Source organism: Streptomyces sp. NPDC054794, from assembly GCF_053611585.1.
On the sequence record NZ_JBSHAQ010000047.1, the window covers coordinates 27,911 to 50,773 of the forward strand.

Below are 22,863 nucleotides of genomic sequence, written 5' to 3' on the forward strand. Positions count from 1 at the left end.
CGAATTGACGTGTGAGTCGCGGGAATCGTACGTTCCCCGCGTCTTCGCCGACCACGCGACGGAAGGTGCTCCATGCGCCGGACCACAGGGGCAGCCATCGCCATGGGGGTGGCGGCAGGTCTTGCCGTCGCCGGCGGTGTCGCGCACGGCGCCAATACCGCCCCGGCCACGCCCCGGCCACCACGACGTCATCGGCCGCCGCGCCGGCCCGGCCCGCGGCGCCCGCGCGGTTCGCCCACCCGGGAGTGCTCAACAGCCGGGCACGGCTGGACTTCGTACGGTCCAAGGTGCGGGCCGGCGCCGAGCCGTGGAAGTCCGCGTACGCCCGGATGACCGAGAGCCCGTACGCCTCGCTGTCCCGCAGGCCCAAGCCCGCGAGATCGTCGAGTGCGGCAGCGGTTCCCGCCCCCACCTGGGGTGTTCGGACGAGCGGCAGGACGCCGTGGCCGCCTACACGGACGCGCTGATCTGGTACGTCGGCCGGGACACCCGGTACGCCAGGAAGGCGATGGAGATCATGGACGCCTGGTCGGCCAGGATCAAGGACCACACCAGCAGCAACGCCCCCTGCAGACCGGCTGGGCGGGCTCGGTCTGGCCGCGCGCGGCCGAGATCGTCAGGTACACCTACACCGGCGGCTGGTCGCACCAGCCCCGCTTCGCGAAGATGCTCCGCGAGGTGTACCTGCCCAAGGTGATCGCCGGTGCGCCGAAGAAGAACGGCAACTGGGAACTGATCATGATGGACGCCGCCGTCGGCATCTCCGTCCACCTGGACGACAGGGCCAGTTACGACAAGGCGGTCTCGCTGTACCTCCGGCGCGTGCCGGCGTACCTCTGCCTGCGCTCGGACGGCGCGCTGCCGAAGGCCCCGCCGCGCACCGACATCGACACCCGCGACGAGTTCGTCAAGTACTGGAACGGCCAGAGCACGTTCACCGACGGCCTGGCGCAGGAGACCTGCCGGGACTTCGGGCACACGGGCTGGGGCATCGCGGCCACCGCGCATGTCGCGGAGACCTCCCGTATCCAGGGCCAGGACCTCTATCCGCGGGTGAAGGACCGGCTGCGGTACGCGCTCGGCCTCCACACCAAGTACGAGCGCGGCGCGGCGGTCCCGTCCTGGCTGTGTGGTGGCACGCTGCACACCGGCCTGGGACCGGTGACCGAGGTCGCCTACAACGCGCTGCACAACCGCATGGGCGTGGCCATGGACAACACCCGCCGTTTCACCGAGGCGCACCGCCCCTCGGGAACGGACGGCTACTTCGTGGCCTGGGAGACACTGACCCACGCCGACAACCCCGAGTAGGCCCGGACGCAGGCGAAATCCCCGGCTAGCCGGTCGGCAGCGTCGGCTGCACGCGGCGCAGGAACGTGGCGTTGTCGGGGGTTTCACGCATCCGCTCCAGGAGGGTTTCCAGGTTCGCCGGGCCGCCGTCCCGGGAGCGCAGCGCGCGGCGCAGGCCCCGGGCGACCGCCAACTCGGCCGGGGACAGCAGGAGTTCCTCGCGGCGGGTGCCGGACGCGTCGAGGTCGACGGCCGGGAACAACCGGCGGGAGGCCGCTTCCCGGTCCAGGCGCAGCTCCATGTTGCCGGTGCTCTTGAGCTCCTCGAAGTAGAAGCCGTCGGCGCGTGAGCCGGTGTCCACCAGGGCGGTGGCGAGGATCGTGAGCGAGCCGCCCTCCTCGGCGTGGCGGGCGGCGCCGAAGAACCGCTTGGGGCCGATCAGCGCCGTCGCGTCGACACCGCCGCTGAGGGTGCGGCCACCGGCGGCGGCCGCGTTGTTGTGGGCCCGGCACAGCCGGGTCAGGGAGTCGAGCAGGATGACGACGTCCTCGCCGTCCTCGACGAGCCGCTTGGCCCGTTCGACGACGAGTTCCGCGAGCGCGATGTGCTGCTTGGGCGCCCGGTCGAAGGTGGAGGCGTACACCTCGCCGCGCACGGAGCGCCGCATCTCGGTGACCTCCTCGGGGCGTTCGTCGAGCAGCACCACCATCAGGCGGCACTCGGGGTGGTTGCCGGCGACGGCCGCCGCGATCTGCTGGAGCAGCACGGTCTTGCCGGTCTTGGGTGGGGCCACGACGAGCCCGCGCTGGCCCTTGCCGACCGGAGCGAACAGGTCGGTGACCCGTCCGGCCAGGCCCGATGCCGGGTGTTCCAGACGGATCCGCTCGCGCGGGTGCAGGGGAGTGAGGTCGCGGAAGTGGCGGCGGCCCCGGAGTTCGTCGGGCGTACGCCCGTTGATGCGTGCGACCTCGGTGAGGGCGCGCTGCGGCCCGCGGACGCCCTCGACGAGGTCGCCCTTGCGCAGGCCGTGCCGGCGGATCAGCGCGGGGCCGACCTGGGGATCGGAGGGGGAGGGCAGGCAGCTCGCGGCGCGCAGCTGTCCCTTCCCGTTCGCGTCGATGTCGAGGACACCGGTGACGAGCCGGGGCGCCGGCTGCTGCTCCACCTGAGGGTGTTCGAGTGTGGTGGTCATGGACGGTCCTTTCACGGACGGATGGCATGAGAAAGAGGGGGAAGGGGCCGCGAGCGGGAGGCGTACGGACGTGCCTCCGGGCGGCGGGAACGTCACCTCGGACACGAGGTGTTGTGGGAAGACCAACGCGCCTGGCCGTTCGACACGACGGCCGGATCAGCGCGATGAGGGAGGAACTGGCACCGGCGCCCACAGCGGGGGCGTGCACAAGTGCTGACCGCAGAGTACCACTCGACCGAGCGGCATGTCCGCGAACACGTCAACACGTCAACACGGCGTCCGCGCGACCTATTCCGTTCCGGTGGGGTGTCGATCCGGCCCGGCCCCGTTCGTCGGTGGGATGTAGGAAGCTCAGGAACACCGGGAGGAACGAAAGTACATGCTGCTCGTCTGTGGCGACGACACCGCCGACGCCCGGCGATGCCGCCCGTCGAACCGTGGGTCGAGGAACTCGGCGACCGCCGGGTGCGTCTGCACGGCCACCGGCTGCGGCGGCCCGACGGCCCGTTCGCCGAGACGAAGGAGTACGTCGCCGGCTTCGACGTCCTGGAGTGCGACAGCCTGGAGGAGGCCGTCGAGGCCGCCGCCAAGCACCCGGTGGCGACCGTCCGGGCCATGGAGGTACGGCCGTTCTGGGACGACGTGGACGCGCGGGAGGAGATCCGCCGGCTCGACGCGGAGCTGACCGAGGCGGCCCGCGAGCGCGACGTCGACCGGCTGCTCTGCTGCTACACGCCCGACGTCGCGGCGTTCCACCTCGCCGACGGACGGCCGCTGCACGGGCTCGACGCCTTCCGCGAGAGCGGCGCGGCACCCGCGTCGACGCGGCCGGGGAACTGGTGACGCTGCAGGAGCAGGACCGCACCGCCTGGGACCGCGCCGAGATCGACGAGGGCGCGGTCCCGCCTGGAGGCGACCCTGCGCCGCGGCCGTCCGGGCCCGTACCAGATCCAGGCGGCCATCGCGGCCTGCCACACCACCGCGCCGACGGCCGAGGACACCGACTGGGCCGACATCGCCGGCCTGTACGGCGCACTCGAACGCCGGGTGCCCTCCGCCGTCGTACGGCTCAACCGGGCGGTGGCGGAGGGCATGGCCGAGGGTCCGGAGGCGGGCCTTGCCCTGGTGGCCGAGCTGACCGGCTACCACCTGCTGCCCGCGACCCGGGCGGACCTGCTGCGCCGCGCGGGCCGCGCCGACGAGGCCGCCGCGGCGTACGGGCAGGCCCTGGACCTGGTCGAGAACGACGCGGAACGCCGCTTCCTGGCGAAGCGGCTCGCTCAGTGCCGGCCCGGGTGAGGCTCAGGCCTCGCGCGCCTCGGCCTCCTTCACGATCCGGTCGAACTGGGCGCCCATGGCCTCGGCCAGCGCCTGCGCGCCCGACAGCGGGCGCACCATGACCGTGAACTCGTCGATCAGACCGTCCTCGTTCAGGTGGATGAAGTCGCAGCCGCTGAGCTGCCGGTCGCCGACCCGCGCCGTGAACACCAGCGCGTGGTCGCGGCCGTCGGCGCCGGCGAGTTCGCGCTCGTACCGGAAGTCCTCGAAGACCCGCGACACCCCGTTCAGGATCGCCGCGGTGATCGCCTTGCCCGGATACGGCTTGAAGACGACCGGGCTGGTGAAGACGACGTCCTCGGCCAGCAGCGCCTCGACGGCGTCCAGGTCGCCCGCCTCGACCGCCTCGCGGAACGCGCGCATCGGATCACCCCATAGTCAATTTGTTGAGTAGATGCCGATGAGAGTAATCACCCGCTCCTGCGCTGTCCACCGCATCGGCCCGGTCACCTAGGCTGACCGCATGTTCAGCCCCGAAGGCCCGAGCCTGCGCGAACTCGCCGTCCAGGCACTGTCGTCCGTCGAGCGCGGCTACGACCTGCTGGCCCCCAAGTTCGACCACACCCCGTTCCGTACGCCGGACTCGGTGCTGGAGTCCGTCGCGGCGGCGCTCGACCGGCTCGGCCCCTTCGAGGACGGGCTCGACCTGTGCTGCGGCACCGGCGCCGGAATGGACGTGCTGGCCCGGGTGTGCGGCCGGAGCGTCACGGGCGTCGACTTCAGCGCCGGCATGCTCGACGTGGCCCGGCAGGCCCCGCAGGCCGGCCCCGGAGGGCCGCGCGTCGCCTGGGTGCGCGGCGACGCGCGGGCCCTGCCCTTCGCGTCGGCCTTCGACCTGGTGGTGAGCTTCGGGGCCTTCGGCCACTTCCTGCCGCGGGAGCTGCCGGGGCTGTTCAGCCAGGTCCGGTCCGTGCTGCGGCCGGGCGGCGGCTTCGCGTTCCCCGTCCTCGCGCCGCCCCGGCCGTCGAGCCCCGGGTACTGGATGCTGCTCGGTTTCGACACGGTGATGCGGGTGCGCAACGCCGTGTGGCGGCCCCCTTTCGTCATGTATTACCGGGCCTTCCGGCTCGGCCGCGTGCTCGACGAGCTGGCACGGGCCGGATTCACGGTGGACCTGCACACCCTGCCCGAGTTCGGGCACCGCGCCGACGGCAGCCCCCGGGTCCGGCTCGTGCTGGCCCGGGTGCCGGGCGCCCCGGTCAGCTCGCCGCCGGGACCGTGAACTCGTAGACCAGCGCGTCCTGTTGGGCGTCGACCACGAGGTCGGTGATCTCCAGCGGACGGGCGTACTGGTCGTGCACGCGCCGGGTCACCCGTACCGAGGCGGCGTCGGCGACCTGGGTGATGGAGTCCCGGTGGTGCAGCGACAGGCCCGCCTTGCGCATCCAGTCGTAGGCCCGGCGCAGCTGTGCGGCGGCGGCACCGTCGGCGCGGTCCCGGTACCGGCCCAGCTCCTCGACCTCGGACAGCGCCACCGCCGAGAAGGAGGTCACCGCCGCGCGCAGGGTGCGGCCGTCGGGCGCGGCGGACTCGTAACGGTGCACCAGCGTCGGCCGGTGCGGGGCGAGCCCCAGCGCCTCGGCATGCTCCGGCGGGGGCGTCTCCCAGGTCACCGTGGCCCGGTCGACCGCGCGCGGGTCGGCGGTCCGTGCCCCCACCGGGAAGGCGAGGGACACCGGGTCCTCCATCGGGTGCCCGGACAGGTTGGCGTGGCTGCCCCGCCGGTCGGTGACGACCAGGCCGTCGCGGCGCAGCACCTCCAGCGCCTGCCGGACGGTCTCCCGGCTCACCCCGAAGTGAGCGGCCAACTGCCGCTCCCCCGGGAGCCGTTCGCCAGGCGGAATCACCCCCTCGCGCAGTGCGGCGAGCAATTCCGTCGCGATCCGCCAGTACAGAGGCCGGTCCTCCGTCTGCGGGTGGTCGTGGGGGGTGGTGCGGGCCATGCCGCGCCTCCTGTTGGTCACAAGACGTAGCCGTGCGGGCTCATTGCGCGACCACATCTAGCATTGGTCTAAACCATCAGGGAAGAGCGGCCCGCCGTTTCGGCCGAAACCGGACCGCGCGGCTCCCGCCTCACAGTGCCCCGTACACGGCGTCGACCAGCGCCATCTTCCGTGGGTCGTCGGCGATACGAGGCCCCATCCGGTTCATCACATAGCCCAGCGACACACCGGCCTCCGGGTCGGCGAGCCCGCAGGAGCCGCCGAAGCCGTCGTGTCCGAAAGCCCGCGGGTTGGGCCCGTACGAACCGTTCGGTCCGCTGAGCCACACGCCCAGCGCGATCTCCGTGTCGTTCTCGAAACCGGCCCCGAGCACCAGGTCGCGGCAGCTGCCCTGCCCTTCGCGGACCCGCTCGGCCGCCTCGGGGGACAAGACGCGTCGGCCGTCGTGGGACCCGTGCCCGGCGAGGACGCCGTACAGCGCCGCGACGGCCCGCGCCGTGCCGTGCCCGTTCGCGGCCGGGATCTCGGCCGCCCGCCAGCGCGATGAGTTGGCCTCGGCCGCGCCCACGATCGGGTTGGCCAGCGCCGCGATCGCCGTGGGTGTCAACTGGCTGAAGATCGCGGCCTGTTCACTGCTCCGGCCGGCCGGTGCGTGCACCAGCTCGGCCGCCCGGCCGGACTCCTTCTCCGGCAGGCCGACGGTGAAGTCGATCCCGAGGGGCCCGGTCACCTCCCGTGCCAGGAAGGCCCCCGGCCGCAGCCCCGAGACCCGCCGCACGACCTCCCCGACCAGGAAGCCGTAGGTGAGCGCGTGATAGCCCGTCCGCGTCCCCGGCTCCCACCAGGGCTCCGTCGCCGCGAGCCGCGCGGTCGTCAGCTCCCAGTCGTACAACTCCTCCAGCGAGTGCGGTTCGCGCAGACCGGACAGGCCGGAACGGTGCGAGAGCAGATGCCGCACGAGGACCTTCTCCTTGCCCGCCGCGGCGAACTCGGGCCAGTGATCGGCCACCGGCGCGTCGAGGTCCAACAGCCCCCGGTCGGCGAGGAGATGGGCGCACAGCGCCACCGGGCCCTTCGTCGTCGACCAGACGTTGACCAGGGTGTCCCGCTCCCACGGCCGGGTACGGGCCGCGTCCGCCCAGCCGCCCCACAGGTCCACCACCGGCTCGCCGTCGACGGTCACCGACACCGCGGCGCCGAGCTCGCCCCGGTCCCGGAAGTTCTCCTCGAACGCCTCCCGGACCGCCGTGAAGCGTGGGTCGCAGTGGCCGTGCACCGGTGACTCGTTCTCCTGCTGCTCCTGCTCCGACATCGGCCCTCCGTCGTCCGCCGGGACTTCGGGCCGCGAAGCCGCGGCCCCGGGCCCCAGAACGTACCGACTGGTCGGACCGGAGGGAAGACCCTCAGGTGTACGACCGCAGCCGGCGCAGCTCGGCCGCCCGGTGGTGCGGGCCGCCTCGATCGCCCGCACCGTGTCCGTGAACACCCGCCGGTGTCCGGGTCGCGCTCGCGCCCTGCTCGCTGTTCTCGGTGACCAAGGAGGTGATGACCGCGAGCGCCGAGCTGGCCGAGCGGTACGACGTGCGGTTGCACACGCACCTCGCCGAGGACCCGCACGAGGACACGTACTGCCGGGAGACCTACGGCTGGCCGGCCCGTCGAGTACTTCGAGGACTGCGGCTGGCTGACCGACCGCGCCTGGGTCGCCCACTGCATCCACCCGAACGACGACGAACTGCGCCGCCTCGCCGCCGCCGGGGTCGGCGTGGCCCACTGCCCGAGCTCCGACATGCTGATCGGCGGCGGCACCGCCCGGGTGACCGAGATGCGCGACCTCGGGATGCCCGTCGGCCTCGGCTGCGACGGCTCCGCCTCCACCGACCACGCCTCGCTGTGGCTGGTGACCCGGGCCGCCCTGCTGCTGGCCCGCTACCGCGGCGGGCCCGGCGCGATGAGTTCCCGGGGCGCCCTCGACATCGCCACCCGCGGCTCGGCCGGCTGCCTGGGCCGCGCCGACGAACTCGGGCACCTGCGGCCGGGCGCCTGCGCCGACCTCGTCGTCTGGGACCTCCATGAGGTCGCCCTGGCGGGCGCGCTCAGCGACCCCGTCGAGGCCTGGCTGCGCTGTGGGCCCGCCCGGGCCTGGACGACGGTGGTGGCGGGACGGGTCCTGGTCGACCGCTCGGAGCCGACCCTGCCGGCCCTCCCCGACGCGCTGCGCGCCCACGCGCGGATCGCCCGGCGCCGGCAGGAACAGGCCTAGCCGCCGCGGTACTTGGCGTGCCCCCTGGTGCCCTGTTCACGCCTCCCGGCGTGTCCACTCCGGCTCCGTGTGGGCCCAGTCGCGCTCCCACTCGGTCATGCGGTGGCGCAGCGAGGCGCGCCGTACGACGCCGTGCGCGACGAGGGCGAGGGCCGCCGCTCCGCCGGCCGCGCACACGCCGACGGTGACGGTGTGCTGCCAGACGGCCGCCTCGTCGGGCGGCGGGGCGACCCCGCGTCCGCGGGTGTCGAACCACACGTCCACCACGTCACCCTGCCGGGCCCCCGCCGGGACACGGGCCAGGGCCGTGTGCGTCTCGTTGCCCGGCTCCGTCCAGCGCACCGGCGCCCGGAACGCGTGCTCCCGGCCGCCCTGGACCGCGGGGAGCCGGTCGGTCCGGTCACCGATCACCTGGGCGCGGACGTGATGCCGCTCGGCCCGCTGGGCGGCGGCGAGCGTCCGCGCCTCGCCATGGGCCCACAGGCCCGCGAGCGCCCCGGCCAGCGGCGCTCCCACCACCAGCAGCACGGCGACGACCAGCGCCGTCCATGCCTCCACGACGTCCGACCGGCGCCGCAGCGGGTTGTACCGCCAGCGCCAGCCACGAACCCGGGTTCGCATCCCGACCTCCTCGGCGTCACCGGAGCCCGAGAGCCGGAGCGGCCCCTGCCGGGGCCGGCCCCACAGCTCCCCGCTCACCGCCTGCGCGTGCGAGCGTCCACACCGGTGTGGTACCCCGTACGGCGCAGTCGCCTCACCTCACCGACCCCCCGGAGCGGCACGCCCTCACACCCCGGATGTACCGACCATGGCAGAGAGCCCCACAGGGTCACTCGACAGTTGCTGGCGCCCGCCCGCGTCGCCTCAGCCGAAACGCTCGATGCGGATCCGGTGCACGGGCTGGCCCGCCTCGACGAGCAGCCGCGAGGCGTGCTCGGCGAACCCGTTCGACCCGCACACATAGGCCTCCCATCCACCCTCGGGCTGCTCGGCCAGGAGTGGCGCCACATGTGCGGCGGTCATACGTCCCACGGACACACCGTCCGGCGCGGTCCGGGTGAAGACGGGTGTGGTCTCGGCGCCGAACTCACGCGCGTAGATCAGCTCCTCGGGACCGCGGGCGGACACCAGCAGCCGCAGCGGCACGGTCAGGCCCCGCGCCCGGTGGTGCCGCACCATCGACATCAGCGGTACGACCCCGGAGCCGGCGCCGAGCAGCAGCGCGGGCCGGTCGCCGGGCCAGGCGAAGAAGCCGCTCAGCGGGCCGCGCACCTCGACGGTGTCGCCCGGCCGGGCCACCGTGTGGAACCACCCGGAGACCTCGCCGCCCTCGACGTGGTCGAGGGTCAGCTCGATGTGGTCCGAGTCGTCCGGCGCGGACGCGATCGAGTAGTGGCGCTGGGCCACATAGCCGTCCGCGGCGGTGAGCCGCAGTTGCAGGTGCTGTCCGGGCAGGTGGCCCGCCCAGGCCGGCACCGCGAACCGGAAGGTGGCGGCGTGCGGGGTCTCGCGCCGGATCTCGGTGAGGGTGGCCGTCTGCCACAGCGTCGCGGTCTGCTCGCCGACCGCGATGCGGCCGGGCACGGCGAAGCGCGTCGGGGGAGTGAAGGTCTCAGTCACCGGAGTAGCGCTGCTCCTCCCACGGGTTGCCCCGCGCGTGGTAGCCGTTCTGCTCCCAGAAGCCCGGCGCCTCGTGGTCGAGCAGGGTGAGGCCCGCGATCCACTTGGCGCTCTTCCAGAAGTACAGGTGCGGCACCAGCAGCCGGGCCGGACCGCCGTGCTCGGCGGCGAGCGGCGCGCCGTCGTACTCCCAGGCGATCCAGGCGCGCCCGCCGGTCAGATCGGCGAGCGGGAGACTCGCGGTGTAGCCGGTGTGCGCATAGGCGACGGCATGGGTGGCGGACCCATGGGGCCGGACCACATCGAGGAAGGCGTCCAGGGACACGCCGGTGAACCGCACCCCGAACTTGGACCAGCTCGTCACGCAGTGGATGTCACCCTCGTACGCCGAACCGGGCAGCTCGTGCGCCGCGTCCCAGCCCCAGGTGCGCGGCTCGGCGACCAGACCGTCGACGCGGAACGTCCAGTCGGCCGGCGTGAGATCGGGGGTGACCTCGGCGGACAGGACGGGCCAGTCGTCGCCCGCGTCGTACTGGCCGGGCGGCAGCCCCGGACGGTGGGCGCGGGCGCTCCCGGTGAAGCCTCGGGTGACGTTCATGTTTCAACCGTACGTGGCCGCCGGGGGTGCTCCGTCCACGGGGCCGGTGGCCCGATCACGGCGGCGCCACGCACACCCGCGCGCGCCCGGGAATAGCCGCCGGGCACTGATCCTTGCAGCTCAGTGGCGACACCGGTGCTCCGGTGACGGCGCGAGGAGAGTGAGGGAGCTCAGATGCCGAAGGCATACGTCTTCACGCGGTACGGCGGGCCGGAGACCGAGGCGTTCGCGGAGGTGGACCGGTCGAGTCCCGGGCCCGGTCAGCTCCTGGTCGCCGTCCGTGCGGCGGGCGTGAACCCGGTCGACTGGAAGCTGCGCGGGGGCCTGCGCCGTCCCGGCGACACGGGTGAGCGGGTCTTCCCCGCCGTCTTCGGCAGCGAGGTCTCCGGCGTCGTCGAGCAGCTCGGGGACGGCGTGACGGGCTTCGCGGTCGGCGACGAGGTGTTCGGCAACACCGTAGCGGGCGGGTACGCCGAGTACGCGCTGCTGGCCGCCGAGGTGACCGCGCACAAGCCCGCGAGGCTGTCCTTCGCCGACGCCGCCACCCTGCCGGTCGCCGCGGCCACGGCGTACGACGGTGTCCGCCAGCTCGACCTGCCCGCCTGCGCGACCCTGCTGATCACCGGAGCGGGCGGTGGGGTCGGGGCCGCCGCCGTACAGATCGCCCGCAACTTCGGGCTGCGGGTCGTGGGCGTGGCGAGCGCGGCCAAGAAGGACTTCGTCGAGTCGCTGGGTGCCGTGCACGTGCCGGCGGGGCCCGGTCTGCCCGAGCGGGCACGCGCCGCCGCGCCGGACGGCGTCGACGCCGTGTACGACCTCGTCGGCGGCGCGGTACTGGCCGAGGCGGCCGGCCTGCTCGCCGACCGCACGAAGCTGATCAGCGCGGGCGCCGCGCCCCGGACCGTCGCGGAGCTGGGCGGCTCCCGGGTCGCCCGCGCCCGCACCGCCGCCGTCCTGGACGCGGTGGCGGACCTCGTGGTCGGCGGACGTCTGAACCCGTACGTCACACAGCGCTTCCCGCTCGACCGGGCCGACGAGGCCCTGCGCTCGGTCGAGGACGGCCACGCCCTGGGCAAGACCGTCATCGAGGTCGCCGAATGACCCGGGAGAGCGGGATGCGCGCCGCGCACACCGGTGCCCCGCACGTCCTCGACAACCCCGCCCGCGCCTCCCTCACCGGCCCGCACGCGCACTTCGCCGAACGGCGCGGCCGCGTGCTGCGCTACCCGGTGGACGTGTCCCCCTGGCTCGCCCTGCCCGACGAGCCGGACGCCGGCGACTGGGCGGACCTCGCGGCGCTGGCCGGACCGGGCGCCGAGGTCCCGTTGCCGGGCTTTTGCGGACCGGTCCCGGACGACTGGGAGATCACCTTTCGGGTCGAGGGCGTGCAGCTCGTGGGCGACGGCGTGGCCGGCGCACCGGAACCGGAGGCGGTCCGCCTCGGCCCCGCCGACGTACCCGAGATGCTCGACCTGGTGGAGCGCACCAGGCCGGGACCGTTCGAGCCGCGCACCATCGAACTCGGCACCTATCTCGGCATACGCCGGGACGGCGCGCTGATCGCGATGGCGGGGGAGCGGCTGCACCCGCCCGGCTGGACCGAGATCAGCGCGGTCTGCACCGACCCCGCCGTCCGCGGCGAGGGCCTGGCGACCCGGCTGATCCTCGCCGTCGCGCACGGCATCCGGGAGCGCGGCGAGAGCCCGTTCCTGCACACCGGCGCCGGCAACGCGAACGCCATCCGCCTGTACGAGTCGCTGGGCTTCCGGCTCCGCCGCACCACGGTGTTCCTGGCGGCCCGGGCCCCGCAGCGGCTGGCCGACGGACGCGAGGCCGTACCGGTTCCCTAGGGCGGGAAGCCGTACCGGCGCCCCGGCAAGGGCGCGGGTCCGCTCAGTCGGGGTCGGCGGCGGTCGTCGGCCCCGCGTTGTACCGCTCCAGATAGCGGGCGAACCTCGTCAGGTCCTCCTCCGGCCAGTTGGCGAGCCGCTCCCGGAACGCGGCCCGCCGGCTGAGTGTGACCTGGGCGAGGATCTCCGCGCCCGCCTCCGTCAGATGCAGCACCTGGACGCGGTGGTCCTCCGGGTCGACACGGCGCTCGATGAGCCCGGCCCGCTCCAGCGCCGTCACCTGACGGCTGACCGTGGACTTGTCCAGGGCGTAGTGCGCGGCCAGGTCGGCGGCCCGGCAGCCGCCGCTCTCCTCGACGTGGCCGAGCAGGGTGTACGAGACCAGGGACAGTTCGGGGTGCATGCGTCCCGCCGAGGCCCGGGCCCGGCGGGCGAAGATCGTCATTTCGCGCTGGATGGCCTCGACGGCCGTCTCCGCTGCTGTCACGGATGCCTCCTCCGGCGTTCTAGTTGTATAGTACAACTTGAAGTGAGAGTTGTATAAGCCAACTATGAGGAGGTCGAGCGCGATGAGGTCCCCGGCGCTGCGCCATGTGCTCACGCACCTGATCACCCCGCTGCTGATGTGTCTGGGTATGGGGCTCGCGTACATGGGGGCCTTCGTGACCCCGGAGCCCCACCATCTGCCCGTCGCCGTCGTCGGCCACGGACCGAAGGCGAAGGTGTTCGCCCAGACGGTCAAGGACGCCGCCGGCGACAAGCTCGACATCCGCACCGTGCCCACCCGGGCCGACGCCGTCGACCTGCTCAGGTCCCGGGACGTCACGGGGGCCTACGTGCCCGCCAAGACGGCGCCGGAACTCCTCGTCGCCAGTGCCGCGTCCGACATGGGGGCCACGGCGGTCGAGAAGGTCTTCACCCCCGTCGCCGCCGAGCAGGGCGCCCCGCTGAAGGTCACCGACGTGGCCCCGCCGGCCGCCGACGATCCCACAGGGCAGGGCCTGTTCTTCCTGCTGATCGCGCTGAGCATCGGCTCGTACGCCTCGGTCGCCGCGATCGGAGCCGCCGGTGCCGCGCTGTCCCTGCGGGTCCGAGCCCTGCTGGCGCTCGGCGTCTCCGCCGTCGTCGGCGGCATCGGCGCGCTCCTCGCCGGGCCGGTGTTCCACCTCGCGGACCACGACCTCACGAGCCTGTGGGGGATGGCCTGGCTCTACTCCGCCGGCATCCTCTTCATCGGCGTCGGCCTGCACACCTTCCTCAAGCGGTGGACCACGCTCACCATGATGGTGCTGTTCGTGATGCTCAACTTCACCAGTTCCGGCGGCCTGTTCCGGCCCGAGCTGCAGAACGGCTTCTTCGGCACCCTGCACGCCTTCTGGAACGGTGCCGGGTTCGTCGAGGGCGCCCGCAGCCTGCTGTACTTCGGCCACGACGGTCTGCCCCGCAACGTGTGGACGCTCGCGGTCTGGCTGCTGCTCGGCCTCGCGATCACCGCGACCGCGGCGGCCTACGAGCGGGCCGCGGCGCCCACGGAGGCGGCTGTCGTCCTGTCGCACCGCGTGAGCGAGGGGGAGCGAGCCGAGGGGAGATCGAAGAGACCGTCGGCGTCTGAGCGTTGACCGACGTCCGACCGTTGACGGATCCGAGCGTCGACGGGTCTGAACGTCGACCGGTATCCGCGTGTTGCCGTCCGGTCGTTGGGATAGGGTGGCCGTCCGGCCGGGGAAGTCCCGGCCCGAGTCGACGAGGAGGTGAGACCCATTACCGCTGTGTCAGGTCGGGTGCTCTCTCCTCCGGACGGCGCGGATCACCGCCCGTAGGTGACCGCGGGAGCGCCCTTCGGCCCCAGGCTTCCGAAAGGCTCTCGGCTTCCATGCCCCCATTGCCCTCGCTTTCCCCCACCGCCGTCGTCACCGCGCTGCGCGCCGCCGGGTGCGTCTTCGCCGAGGACGAGGCGGAGTTGATCCTCACCACCGCCCGCACACCGGACGAGCTCGCCGCGATGGTGGACCGGCGCGTCGCCGGACTGCCCCTCGAACACGTCCTCGGCTGGGCCGAGTTCCACGGACTGCGCATCGCCGTGGAACCGGGCGTCTTCGTCCCCCGCCGCCGCACCGAGTTCCTGGTCGACCAGGCCCTCGCGCAGGCCCCGGACGCGTCCGTCGTCGTGGACCTGTGCTGCGGCTCCGGCGCGGTCGGCGCGGCCCTGGCCGCCGCCCTCGGCCCGGTCGCACTGCACGCCGCCGACGTCGACCCGGCCGCCGTGCGCTGCGCGCGGCGCAACCTCGCCGCGTACGGCGGTCACGCCCACGCAGGTGACCTGTTCGAGGCGCTGCCCGCCGAACTGCGCGGCCGTGTCGACGTCCTCGCGGCGAACGTGCCGTACGTCCCCACCGACGAGGTGCAGCTCCTGCCGTCGGAAGCCCGTGAACACGAGCCCCTGGTCGCCCTCGACGGCGGCGGGGACGGCCTTGAGGTCCTGCGCCGCGTCGCCGCCGCCGCACCCGGGTGGCTCGCCCCCGGCGGCTGCCTCCTGGTGGAGACGAGCGAACGCCAGGCCCCGTCGACGATGGACGCGTTCCGGCGGGCCGGGCTGACCACGCGTCTGGCGGTGTGCGAGGAGCTGTACGCCCACGTGGTCATCGGCATCCGGTCGTAACGGCGGGTCCCGGAGGCGGTGCGTCGCGGCGCGCCGACGTCAGGTCGTCGCGCCGCTCCCGGTCGGGCTCGGAGACATGGTGCGGTCGGGGCCGCCCCACGGCCCGTGGCCGCGGAAGCCGCCGTGTCCGCCGTCCGGTCCCCAGTCGGTGAAGGCGCCCTTGACCGCGACCACCGCGGTCCGGGTGCTGCCGGAGCGGGTGCCGGCCAGCACGGCCTTGTCGCCCTTCTTCAGCGCGCCGGCGCCCGAGCCCGAGGAGCCGTCGCCGAACGTCTTCGTGTCGGACCCGACGGTCCAGGTCCACGCGGTTCCGTCGTCGCTCTTCACGGTGACCTGGTCACCGGCCACCTTGTCGACGGTGCCCCGCTGGAAGGCCCGGACGACCCACTTCCCGGAGTCGCGGTCCTTCACCGTGGCCTCGCCGTGCGCGATCTCGCCACCGAGGCCGAACCAGCCGGGGCCGTGTCCGTGCCGGTGGTCCGGCGAGGGCGACCCGGACGGGGATCCGGCGGCGGGTACGGCCTGTGAAGTGGAACCGCCGGAGGTGGCGGCGAAGGCGACCGTGCCGCCCAGGGCCAGCGCCGCGACCGTGACCGCCACGGCCACCGCCCGGGCGCGCGCCGATCGCCTGCGCCACCGCGTGCGCGGGGGCACACCGGGCTCAGGGCCACCGCCCGGTCCGGCGATCACTTCCGTCCTGGGGTCCGCCTCCGCCCCGGGGACCGGTTCCGCCCCGGCGGCCCACGGCGGATGCGCGGGCCTCGGCGGAATAGGCGAAATCGCCGGGTTCGATGGATCCGGCGGATTCGACGGATTCAGCGGATTGGGCACATTCGACTCGGCGGGCCGGTCGGCGTGGCCGTGTTCCCGCTCCGGTTCGTGCATCACAGCTCGCTCCCATCGGCCATGACACGCGGCATCCCGTGCGCATGCCTCCCTGTGATTGTCGTAGGGCACCGATAAGACCCCGGTAATAAATCGCTGTGAATCGGGCGGCGGGCTACGTCAGCTCCTGCGCCCGTGCGATCAGCAGGGCCACGTCGTCGTGGTTGTCGGGGTGGTGCAGGGTGCGCAGCAGCAGGTCGCAGGTCTCCTCCAGCGGACGCGCCGGGTCGTCCAGGAGGGAGAGGAGGAAGTCGAGGCGCTCGTCGAGCGAGTGGTGGCGGGTCTCGACCAGCCCGTCGGTGTAGAAGACCAGCTCCTCGCCGGGAGCCAGGTCGACGGTGGTGGTGGAGAAGGCGACACCCCCGACGCCCAGGGGCACCCCGGTCGGCAGGTCGAGGAGCTCCGGCGGGTGCCCGGCGCGGACGCGGGCCGGGGGCAGGTGGCCGGCGTTGGCGATGCGGCACTGGCGCAGCTGCGGGTCGTGGACGGCGTACACGCAGGTCGCGATGGAGTGGTCCAGGCCCGAGGTGATCTTGTCGAGGTGCTCCAGGAGCAGCGCGGGATCGAGGTCGAGCGCGGCCAGTGTGGCGGTCGCGGTGCGCAGTCGGCCCATCGTGGCGGCCGCGCCGATCCCGCTGCCCATCACGTCACCCACCACCAGCGCGGTCTTGCCGCCCTCCAGCGGGATCACGTCGAACCAGTCGCCGCCGACCTCGCTGGTGGCCCCGGCGGGCTGGTAGCGGGAGGCGACCTCCAGGCCGGTCGTCACGGGCGGGTGGCTCGGCAGCAGGCTTCGCTGCAGGGTGAGGGCGGTGTTGCGGGCGTTCTGGTACCAGCGCGCGTTGTCGATCTGCACGGCCGCGCGCGAGGCCAGCTCCCGGGCCAGCAGCAGGTCGTCCTCGCCGAAGGGCACCGGATTGCGGGTGCGCTTGAGGTCGAGGGCGCCGAGGACCTCGCCGCGCGCGATCAGCGGCACGGCGAGATACGAGTGCAGACCCGCCCGTCCCAGCTGCACGGCCGCCTCGGGCGAGCGGGCGATCCGCGGCAGGTCCTCGTCCTTCACCTGCGGCACGAGGACCGGGCGGCCGGTCCGTACGCACTCGGTGACCAGGCGGTCGGGGCCGTACCGGGCGAGCTTCCCGGGCGGATCGGCGGCCCGGAGCGCTTCCCCGTCCTGCTCGGCCCGCACGGCGAGGGCGCGGATCAGAGCGGGCTCGGACGGGCTCAGCATGCTGGGGCGGCCCTCCACCACCGCGTCGAGCAGGTCCACGGCGGCCACGTCGGCGAGTTCCGGCACGGCGACGTCGGCCAGCTCCCGGGCCGTGCGCTCCAGTTCGAGCGTGGTGCCGATGCGGGCGGAGGCGTCGGCGATGACGGTGAGGCGGCGCCGCGCGGTCTCGGCGGCGAGGGCCGCCCGGTGCTGCTCGGTGGTGTCCACGACCGACATCGCCACACCCAGCGCCCGGCCCATGGGGTCCTCCAGCCGGTACAGCGACATCGACCAGGCGTGATCCTGGTCCGGGTCCGCCGGGGTCCGGCCGACGGAGGACCGGTCGACGAGCGGTGCCCCGGTCTCCAGCACCCGCCGGAACGCGGCCTCCAGGCTGTCGTTGTCCAGCATCGGCAGGATGTCGCGCATCCTGCGCCCCACGTGCTCCTCGGGGGGAACGCCGTTGATCCTGGCCAGGGCCGGGTTGACGGAGACGTACCGCAGCTCGGTGTCCAGCACGGCCAGTCCGATGGGCGACTGGTGCACGATCCGTTGCGAGAGCGCCAGGTCCCGTTCGAGGCGGCGCACCGTCGACCGGTCGGCGGCGAGCCCCAGTGCGTAGATGTCGCCGCGGTCGTCCATCAGCCGCATGTTGCGGAACTCCACCAGACGCGTGCTGCCGTCCTTGACCCGGACGGGGAACGCCCCGGCCCAGCTCTGACCGGTCTCCATCACGTCGGCGAAGAGCTTGCGGATCAGTTGGAAGTGCTCCTCGTGCACCACCAGCCGGGCGGCGTACTGCCCGAGCGCCTCCTGCGCCGGATAACCGAACAGCTCCTCCGCCTGGGGGCTCCACAGCACGATGCGGCCCTTGGAGTCGAGCACCACCGAGGCCACGCGGAGCATGTCGAGCAGCCCGCTGGGCCGCACCGGACCACCACCCTCGGCCACGGGAGCTTCGGCTGCACCCATCACACGCACCGCCTTCGACAGATCGCACGGCACGCCGTCCCCCGTGCCGACTCCCCTTGTTCTATCGCGCTCACACCGAATCTCCGACGCTGCCGACGACTGTCTCCACGATCCCTCAACACGGCGGCGGTCGTCCGGCGAAGCCGCGGCCGCGAGGCCGGGCGAGCGTATGACGCGCATCACCGCCGGCCGTACCTGTTCACCTCCCGTTTCGAATTTGGTCTGTACATGACTATCCGGTCGGGCCAGACTGTCGGCCGCAAGCGCGTCCCCACCCCCGAAACCGAGGAGTAGGCCCCCATGCCCGCGCCCGCCCGGCAACGTTGTCACGCGCTCCTGTCCGCACTGGTCACCCTCGCCACCGCCGTCGTCCTGTCCCTCACCGCGCCCGCCGCACCCGCCTTCGCCGCCGACACCTGGACCGAGCTCGGCTCCGACCGCGCCGACCCGCTGACCGAGAGCCAGGGCCTGACCTCGGTCGAGGTCCCGGCCGGCAGCCCCAACCGGTACACCGGCATCGGCACGATCCCCCTCGGTGTCAGCAGCCGTGGCTGGAACCACGTCGGCGACCCCGACGCCTCGTACAACGGTTACTACATCGAGCCGTACCAGCGGGACTCCGGCAACTCGAAGATGTTCCGGGTGCAGGCGCCCGGCGGCGCCTGGTCCGAGTACGTCCACGCGCTCGGCCCGGGGGAGGCGCTGAACAACTCCTGGGTCGCCGTCTCGCCCGACGGCCAGTGGATGCTGGCGGGGGAGTACGGCACGATGAGCCGGCTGCTGGTCTTCCCGACCCCGGGTGTGAACGCGAGCACCTCGCCCTCGGCGAACCTGCCGCAGGCCTCCACGGTCAACCTCGACCACGCCGTCCGCGACGTCCAGGGCTGCGACTTCTCCGGTCCCACGACCCTGCTCTGCTCCTCCGACGACCCGGCCGGCACGCTCTTCGGCGTCACCAAGCCGCTCCTCCAGGTCGACCTGTCCGGCCCGCCGAACGGCTCGGCGGACGTGTCAGGACACGTCACGGCGCTGCGCCAGTTGCCGCTGCGCAGCTCCTGTTCCGGCACCTTCGAGACCGAGGGCATCGACTACGACCGGCGTACGGGCACCCTGCGGGTGATCGTGATCTCGCCGGGCTTCTGCGTGCTCACGGACAGCAAGACGTACCGGTTCACTCGCGGCTGAGGTCTCGACCGAGACCCGCGACGGGTGGTGCGCGCGCGGAAAGTGGTGGTTTTCTGGGGAGGTGGCGCGGTGCACGGGGGACCGGCCGTGCCGCGCCGCCGCCACGAGAGGAGCGATCACGATGGCCCGTGAGCGAACCCACGACGAGTCCGTCTCGGTCGAGATCAGCGGATGCAGCAAGGAAGACGCCCGGATCGTGTTCGACGCGCTGTGCACGTGCTTCGAGTCCGACCGGTGCGCCGAGGACGTACCGCAGCAGCTCCACGAGACCCGCCCGATGGTGTGGCTCGGCACGTTCGAGGTCACCGACGCGCACGAGTGCACGATCCCGGCACGCCTCTCGTCCACCGTCGAGGCCGACGCGCACGGCGGTTACTGGGCGATCGACCGGCTCCGCACGACCCTCGACTCCCTGTTCACGGTGAGCAACCTCTCCTCGGTCTCCGGCGACCAGGAGAAGGAGCTGCACGTCCTGCTCGAAAGCCGGTGACGCAGGCCCCGCCGCGCGGCGCCCGGTGACGTGGCCGGGCTCACCCCTCCGCCATTGTGCAACTAGTTGCACAATGGGTCGGCCGTCCTCTACAACAGAGGCGACGACACCGCGCACGGAGGGCCCCATGAGCCGTTACCCGCACCTGATGACCCCGCTCGACCTGGGCTTCACCACACTGCCCAACCGTGTGCTCATGGGCTCCATGCACGTGGGCCTGGAGGAGGCCGAGCGCGGATTCGAGAGGATGGCGGAGTTCTACGCCGCCCGCGCGCGCGGCGGCGTCGGCCTGATCGTCACCGGCGGCATAGCCCCCAACGACGAGGGCCGGCCGTACGAGGGCGGGGCCAAGCTCACCACCGGGGCGGAGGCCGAGCAGCACGCCGAGATCACCGCCGCCGTGCACCGCGCGGGCGGGAAGATCGCGATGCAGCTCCTGCACTTCGGCCGGTACGCCTACCACCAGGACCTGGTCGCGCCCAGCCCGGTCCAGGCGCCGATCAGCCCCTTTTCGCCCCGTGAGCTCACCGACGCCGACGTCGAGCGCACGATCGACGACTACGCCCGCGCCGCCCGCCTCGCCCGGCAGGCCGGCTACGACGGCGTCGAGATCATGGGCTCCGAGGGCTACCTGATCAACGAGTTCATCGCCGCGCAGACCAACCAGCGCACCGACCGCTGGGGCGGCTCGTACGAGAACCGCATGCGGTTCCCCGTCGAGATCGTCCGGCGGGTGCGCGAGGCGGTCGGCGAGGACTTCATCATCATCTACCGGCTGTCCATGCTGGACCTGGTCCCCGGCGGCTCCACGTTCGACGAGGTCGTCACCCTCGCCAAGGCCGTCGAGGCCGCCGGGGCGACCATCATCAACACCGGCATCGGCTGGCACGAGGCCCGCATCCCCACCATCGCCACCTCGGTGCCGCGCGGCGCGTACACCTGGGTCACCAAGAAGCTCATGGGCGAGGTGTCCGTGCCGCTGGTGACCACCAACCGCATCAACACCCCCGAGCTCGCCGAGGAACTGCTCGCCGGTGGCCACGCGGACATGGTGTCCATGGCCCGCCCGATGCTCGCCGACCCCGACTTCGTGAACAAGGCCGCCGCGGGCCGCCCCGAGGTGATCAACACCTGCATCGGCTGCAACCAGGCCTGCCTCGACCACACCTTCAGCGGCAGGATCACCTCCTGCCTGGTCAACCCGCGCGCCTGCCACGAGACCGAACTGGTCCTCTCCCCGACCCGGCGGCGCAAGCGCGTCGCCGTCGTCGGCGCGGGCCCGGCCGGTCTGGCCTGCGCGGTGAGCACCGCCGAGCGCGGCCACGAGGTGACGCTGTTCGACGCCGCGAGCGAGATCGGCGGTCAGCTGAACGTGGCCCGCAAGGTCCCCGGCAAGCAGGAGTTCGACGAGACGCTGCGCTACTTCCGCCACCAGCTCGACGAGCACGGCGTGGACGTCCGGCTGAACGCCTGGGTGTCCGCCGACGACCTGGCCGACTACGACGAGGTCGTCGTCGCCACCGGCGTCACCCCGCGCACCCCCGACATCCCCGGCGTCGACCACCCCCGCGTCCTCGGCTACCTCGACGTCCTGCGCGACGGCGCCCCCGTCGGCGACCGGGTCGCCATCCTCGGCGCCGGCGGCATCGGCTTCGACGTGGCCGAGTTCCTCACCGACGCCGGCGACAAGGCGCACGAGGACCCGGCGACGTACTTCCGTGCCTGGGGCGTCGACATGGACTACCAGGCCGCGGGCGGTCTCACCGCACCGCGGCGGCCCACCCCGCCGCGCACCGTCCACCTGCTCCAGCGCAAGGCCACCAAGGTCGGCGCCGGCCTGGGCAAGACCACCGGCTGGATCCACCGCACCGAGCTCAAGCACCGCGGCGTGACCATGGTCCCGGGCGTCCAGTACGACCGGATCGACGACGCGGGCCTGCACGTCACCGTCGACGGGCGGAGCACGGTCCTGGAGGTCGACACGGTCGTGCTGTGCACCGGTCAGGAGCCGCGCCGCGACCTGTACGAGGCACTGCTCGCCGCCGGCCGGAGCGCGCACCTCATCGGCGGTGCCGACGTCGCGGCCGAGCTGGACGCCAAGCGCGCCATCCAGCAGGGCACGGAGCTGGCGGCGAGCCTGTAGGGGCCACGCGGCGCGTCTCTAGGATGAGGTCATGTCACTCCCGCACGCGATCCTCACCGCCCTGCTCGAAAGGCCGTCGTCGGGGCTGGAGCTGACCCGCCGCTTCGACAAGTCGATCGGCTACTTCTGGTCGGCGACGCACCAGCAGATATACCGGGAGCTGGGACGGCTGGAGGCCGAGGGGTACGTCCGTGCCCTTCCGGCCGAGCAGCCGGCCCGCGGGCAGAAGAAACGCTACGAGGTCCTGCCCGCGGGCCGCGCCGAACTGGCCCGCTGGACCTCCGCGTCCCAGGACCCCAAGCCGCATCGGGACGCGCTGCTGCTGCGGCTGCGCGCCGCGGCGGTGGTCGGCACGGGCGGCCTCAAGGACGACCTGCGCCGCCACCTCGAACTGCACCGGCGCCAGCTGGCCGAGTACGAGGAGATCGAGCGGCGCGACTTCCCGCCCGGCAGGGACAGCACCGAGGACCGGCTGCGCCACCTGGTGCTGCGCGCGGGCATCGACCTGGAGACCTTCTGGACCCAGTGGCTCACCCACGCCGTGAAGGAGTTCGACGGCTTGCCGGGCGCCGAGGACACGGCGGACTGAGGTCCGCGGTTCTCCTCGACCGCCCGGCTCCCGCCGGTGCCGCCGGACGGTTCAGAAGCGGTACGGCTTCGAGCGCTTGCGCAGGTACCAGGCCGTGGCGATCACGCCGGTGCCCACGAGAGCCGCGCCGATGCCGAAGGTGATCGGGCCGTAGTCGCGGGCGGCGCCGCCCAGACCGCCCATGACGCCGCGGGACGGCGACGAGGTCGCCGAGGTCGAGGAGATCGTCGGGCCCGAGCCGGCGGAGACGATGACGGACTGGGTGCCCGCCGTGGTGCCGTTCGAACAGACCACGACGACCGTGTAGGTCCCCGGGCTGACGCCGGACCACGCGGCGGACTGGCTGATGGTCGTCCCCGCGAGCGCCACCTGCCGGCCCTGGGCGAAGTTCGCCTGACGGCTGGTCAACAGGGACGCGTTGCCCCAGTTGCCGTTGGTCTGGGAGCAGGCGCTGGTCGTGACCGAGACGGTGGACCCGATGGTGCTCACGGAGATCCCCGAGACCGCGGTGGACGGCCCGGCGAACGCGAGTGGAAGCGCGGCGGCCGCCACTATCGGGCCGGAGCGGAGAAGGAATCGAGTTGTGCGCATTGGGGTGCCCTCCGGCGGCACGGTTGGCGGAACGTCCCATGCGCC

General features: G+C 73.1%; 23 protein-coding genes and 2 pseudogenes. 13 read left to right on the plus strand and 12 right to left on the minus strand.

The features are described 5' to 3' along the window. Window positions 1-245 precede the first annotated feature (245 nt). A pseudogene (locus ACWGKT_RS36270) lies at window positions 246-1,311 on the plus strand (alginate lyase family protein). A gap of 25 nt (window positions 1,312-1,336) precedes the next feature. On the opposite strand, the gene rho reads toward ACWGKT_RS36270, so the two are convergent. Further along, window positions 1,337-2,482: a transcription termination factor Rho gene (gene rho / locus ACWGKT_RS36275; RefSeq protein ID WP_356148295.1), complete on the minus strand. Its 1,146-nt coding sequence runs from the start codon at window positions 2,480-2,482 to the stop codon at window positions 1,337-1,339. Window positions 2,483-2,902: 420 nt separating this feature from the next. On the opposite strand from rho, the gene ACWGKT_RS36280 reads away from it, so the two are divergent. Together ACWGKT_RS36280 and ACWGKT_RS36285 are read left to right on the plus strand one after the other, a co-directional pair. Further along, window positions 2,903-3,325: a YciI family protein gene (locus tag ACWGKT_RS36280; RefSeq protein WP_453276984.1), complete on the plus strand. Its 423-nt coding sequence runs from the start codon at window positions 2,903-2,905 to the stop codon at window positions 3,323-3,325. 204 nt (window positions 3,326-3,529) lie between these two features. Continuing rightward, window positions 3,530-3,781, plus strand: coding sequence for a hypothetical protein (locus ACWGKT_RS36285; protein ID WP_453276985.1), 252 nt, complete (start codon window positions 3,530-3,532; stop codon window positions 3,779-3,781). A 3-nt stretch (window positions 3,782-3,784) separates the two neighbouring features. Here ACWGKT_RS36285 and ACWGKT_RS36290 read toward each other — a convergent pair whose 3' ends face one another. Then, complete coding sequence (locus tag ACWGKT_RS36290; RefSeq protein ID WP_356148301.1) at window positions 3,785-4,183, minus strand: nuclear transport factor 2 family protein; 399 nt, start codon at window positions 4,181-4,183, stop codon at window positions 3,785-3,787. A gap of 100 nt (window positions 4,184-4,283) precedes the next feature. Here ACWGKT_RS36290 and ACWGKT_RS36295 point away from each other — a divergent pair, with 100 nt between their 5' ends. Then, window positions 4,284-5,042: a class I SAM-dependent methyltransferase gene (locus tag ACWGKT_RS36295; protein WP_453276986.1), complete on the plus strand. Its 759-nt coding sequence runs from the start codon at window positions 4,284-4,286 to the stop codon at window positions 5,040-5,042. Here the strand turns inward: ACWGKT_RS36295 and ACWGKT_RS36300 are convergent. From ACWGKT_RS36300 to ACWGKT_RS36310, 3 genes are all read right to left on the minus strand, one after another. Beyond that, window positions 5,020-5,763 (minus strand): GntR family transcriptional regulator, encoded by a 744-nt coding sequence (locus ACWGKT_RS36300; protein WP_453276987.1) that lies wholly within the window; start codon window positions 5,761-5,763, stop codon window positions 5,020-5,022. The genes ACWGKT_RS36295 and ACWGKT_RS36300 overlap by 23 nt on opposite strands. Before the next feature lie 130 nt (window positions 5,764-5,893). Further along, window positions 5,894-7,075, minus strand: a complete 1,182-nt coding sequence (locus ACWGKT_RS36305; protein ID WP_453276988.1) for a serine hydrolase domain-containing protein — start codon at window positions 7,073-7,075, stop codon at window positions 5,894-5,896. Window positions 7,076-7,166: 91 nt separating this feature from the next. Beyond that, window positions 7,167-7,358 carry a hypothetical protein gene (locus ACWGKT_RS36310; protein WP_453277026.1) on the minus strand — a complete coding sequence of 64 codons (192 nt, stop codon included), beginning with the start codon at window positions 7,356-7,358 and terminating at the stop codon, window positions 7,167-7,169. Here ACWGKT_RS36310 and ACWGKT_RS36315 point away from each other — a divergent pair. After that, window positions 7,309-8,026, plus strand: a pseudogene (locus ACWGKT_RS36315) (amidohydrolase family protein). The gene ACWGKT_RS36310 and the pseudogene ACWGKT_RS36315 sit on opposite strands and share 50 nt — an antisense overlap. A 36-nt stretch (window positions 8,027-8,062) precedes the next feature. Here the strand turns inward: ACWGKT_RS36315 and ACWGKT_RS36320 are convergent. The 3 genes from ACWGKT_RS36320 to ACWGKT_RS36330 all read right to left on the minus strand — a co-directional run bounded on the left by ACWGKT_RS36320 (window position 8,063) and on the right by ACWGKT_RS36330 (window position 10,244). After that, the gene (locus ACWGKT_RS36320) at window positions 8,063-8,647 is read right to left on the minus strand and encodes an Rv1733c family protein (RefSeq protein WP_356148316.1); all 585 of its coding nucleotides are present in this window, start codon (window positions 8,645-8,647) and stop codon (window positions 8,063-8,065) included. A gap of 243 nt (window positions 8,648-8,890) precedes the next feature. After that, a complete protein-coding gene (locus ACWGKT_RS36325) occupies window positions 8,891-9,646 on the minus strand; it encodes a ferredoxin reductase (RefSeq protein ID WP_453276989.1) in 756 nt (251 codons plus the stop codon). Further along, complete coding sequence (locus tag ACWGKT_RS36330; RefSeq protein ID WP_453276990.1) at window positions 9,639-10,244, minus strand: sulfite oxidase-like oxidoreductase; 606 nt, start codon at window positions 10,242-10,244, stop codon at window positions 9,639-9,641. Before ACWGKT_RS36330 ends, ACWGKT_RS36325 begins: the two co-directional genes overlap by 8 nt. 174 nt (window positions 10,245-10,418) lie before the next feature. On the opposite strand from ACWGKT_RS36330, the gene ACWGKT_RS36335 reads away from it, so the two are divergent. Beyond that, entirely contained in the window at window positions 10,419-11,345 is a 927-nt protein-coding gene (locus ACWGKT_RS36335; RefSeq protein ID WP_453276991.1) for an NADP-dependent oxidoreductase, read from the plus strand. After that, window positions 11,342-12,094 (plus strand): GNAT family N-acetyltransferase, encoded by a 753-nt coding sequence (locus tag ACWGKT_RS36340; protein ID WP_453276992.1) that lies wholly within the window; start codon window positions 11,342-11,344, stop codon window positions 12,092-12,094. Before ACWGKT_RS36335 ends, ACWGKT_RS36340 begins: the two co-directional genes overlap by 4 nt. Window positions 12,095-12,137: 43 nt before the next feature. Here ACWGKT_RS36340 and ACWGKT_RS36345 read toward each other — a convergent pair whose 3' ends face one another. Further along, entirely contained in the window at window positions 12,138-12,539 is a 402-nt protein-coding gene (locus tag ACWGKT_RS36345) for a MarR family winged helix-turn-helix transcriptional regulator (RefSeq protein ID WP_453277022.1), read from the minus strand. Window positions 12,540-12,663: 124 nt separating this feature from the next. Between ACWGKT_RS36345 and ACWGKT_RS36350 the strand changes: the two genes are divergently transcribed. Together ACWGKT_RS36350 and ACWGKT_RS36355 are read left to right on the plus strand one after the other, a co-directional pair. Then, window positions 12,664-13,713, plus strand: coding sequence for a hypothetical protein (locus ACWGKT_RS36350; RefSeq protein ID WP_453276993.1), 1,050 nt, complete (start codon window positions 12,664-12,666; stop codon window positions 13,711-13,713). Window positions 13,714-13,967: 254 nt separating this feature from the next. Next, window positions 13,968-14,753, plus strand: a complete 786-nt coding sequence (locus tag ACWGKT_RS36355) for a putative protein N(5)-glutamine methyltransferase (RefSeq protein WP_453276994.1) — start codon at window positions 13,968-13,970, stop codon at window positions 14,751-14,753. A 39-nt stretch (window positions 14,754-14,792) separates the two neighbouring features. Here the strand turns inward: ACWGKT_RS36355 and ACWGKT_RS36360 are convergent, their stop codons facing one another. Both ACWGKT_RS36360 and ACWGKT_RS36365 read right to left on the minus strand, forming a co-directional pair. Then, the gene (locus ACWGKT_RS36360; protein WP_453276995.1) at window positions 14,793-15,353 is read right to left on the minus strand and encodes a hypothetical protein; all 561 of its coding nucleotides are present in this window, start codon (window positions 15,351-15,353) and stop codon (window positions 14,793-14,795) included. A gap of 400 nt (window positions 15,354-15,753) precedes the next feature. Then, a complete protein-coding gene (locus ACWGKT_RS36365) occupies window positions 15,754-17,820 on the minus strand; it encodes a SpoIIE family protein phosphatase (protein ID WP_453276996.1) in 2,067 nt (688 codons plus the stop codon). Between the two features lie 300 nt (window positions 17,821-18,120). Here ACWGKT_RS36365 and ACWGKT_RS36370 point away from each other — a divergent pair, with 300 nt between their 5' ends. The 4 genes from ACWGKT_RS36370 (at window position 18,121) to ACWGKT_RS36385 (ending at window position 22,227) form a co-directional block, all read left to right on the plus strand. Beyond that, on the plus strand, window positions 18,121-19,005 hold the full coding sequence (locus ACWGKT_RS36370) for a hypothetical protein (protein ID WP_453276997.1): 885 nt from the start codon (window positions 18,121-18,123) through the stop codon (window positions 19,003-19,005). 121 nt (window positions 19,006-19,126) lie between these two features. After that, window positions 19,127-19,495, plus strand: coding sequence for a hypothetical protein (locus ACWGKT_RS36375; RefSeq protein WP_453276998.1), 369 nt, complete (start codon window positions 19,127-19,129; stop codon window positions 19,493-19,495). Between the two features lie 127 nt (window positions 19,496-19,622). Continuing rightward, window positions 19,623-21,638: an oxidoreductase gene (locus ACWGKT_RS36380; RefSeq protein ID WP_453276999.1), complete on the plus strand. Its 2,016-nt coding sequence runs from the start codon at window positions 19,623-19,625 to the stop codon at window positions 21,636-21,638. Between the two features lie 31 nt (window positions 21,639-21,669). Then, entirely contained in the window at window positions 21,670-22,227 is a 558-nt protein-coding gene (locus ACWGKT_RS36385; RefSeq protein WP_453277000.1) for a PadR family transcriptional regulator, read from the plus strand. Window positions 22,228-22,278: 51 nt separating this feature from the next. Here ACWGKT_RS36385 and ACWGKT_RS36390 read toward each other — a convergent pair whose 3' ends face one another. Beyond that, a complete protein-coding gene (locus ACWGKT_RS36390; protein ID WP_453277001.1) occupies window positions 22,279-22,818 on the minus strand; it encodes a hypothetical protein in 540 nt (179 codons plus the stop codon). Window positions 22,819-22,863 lie beyond the last annotated feature (45 nt).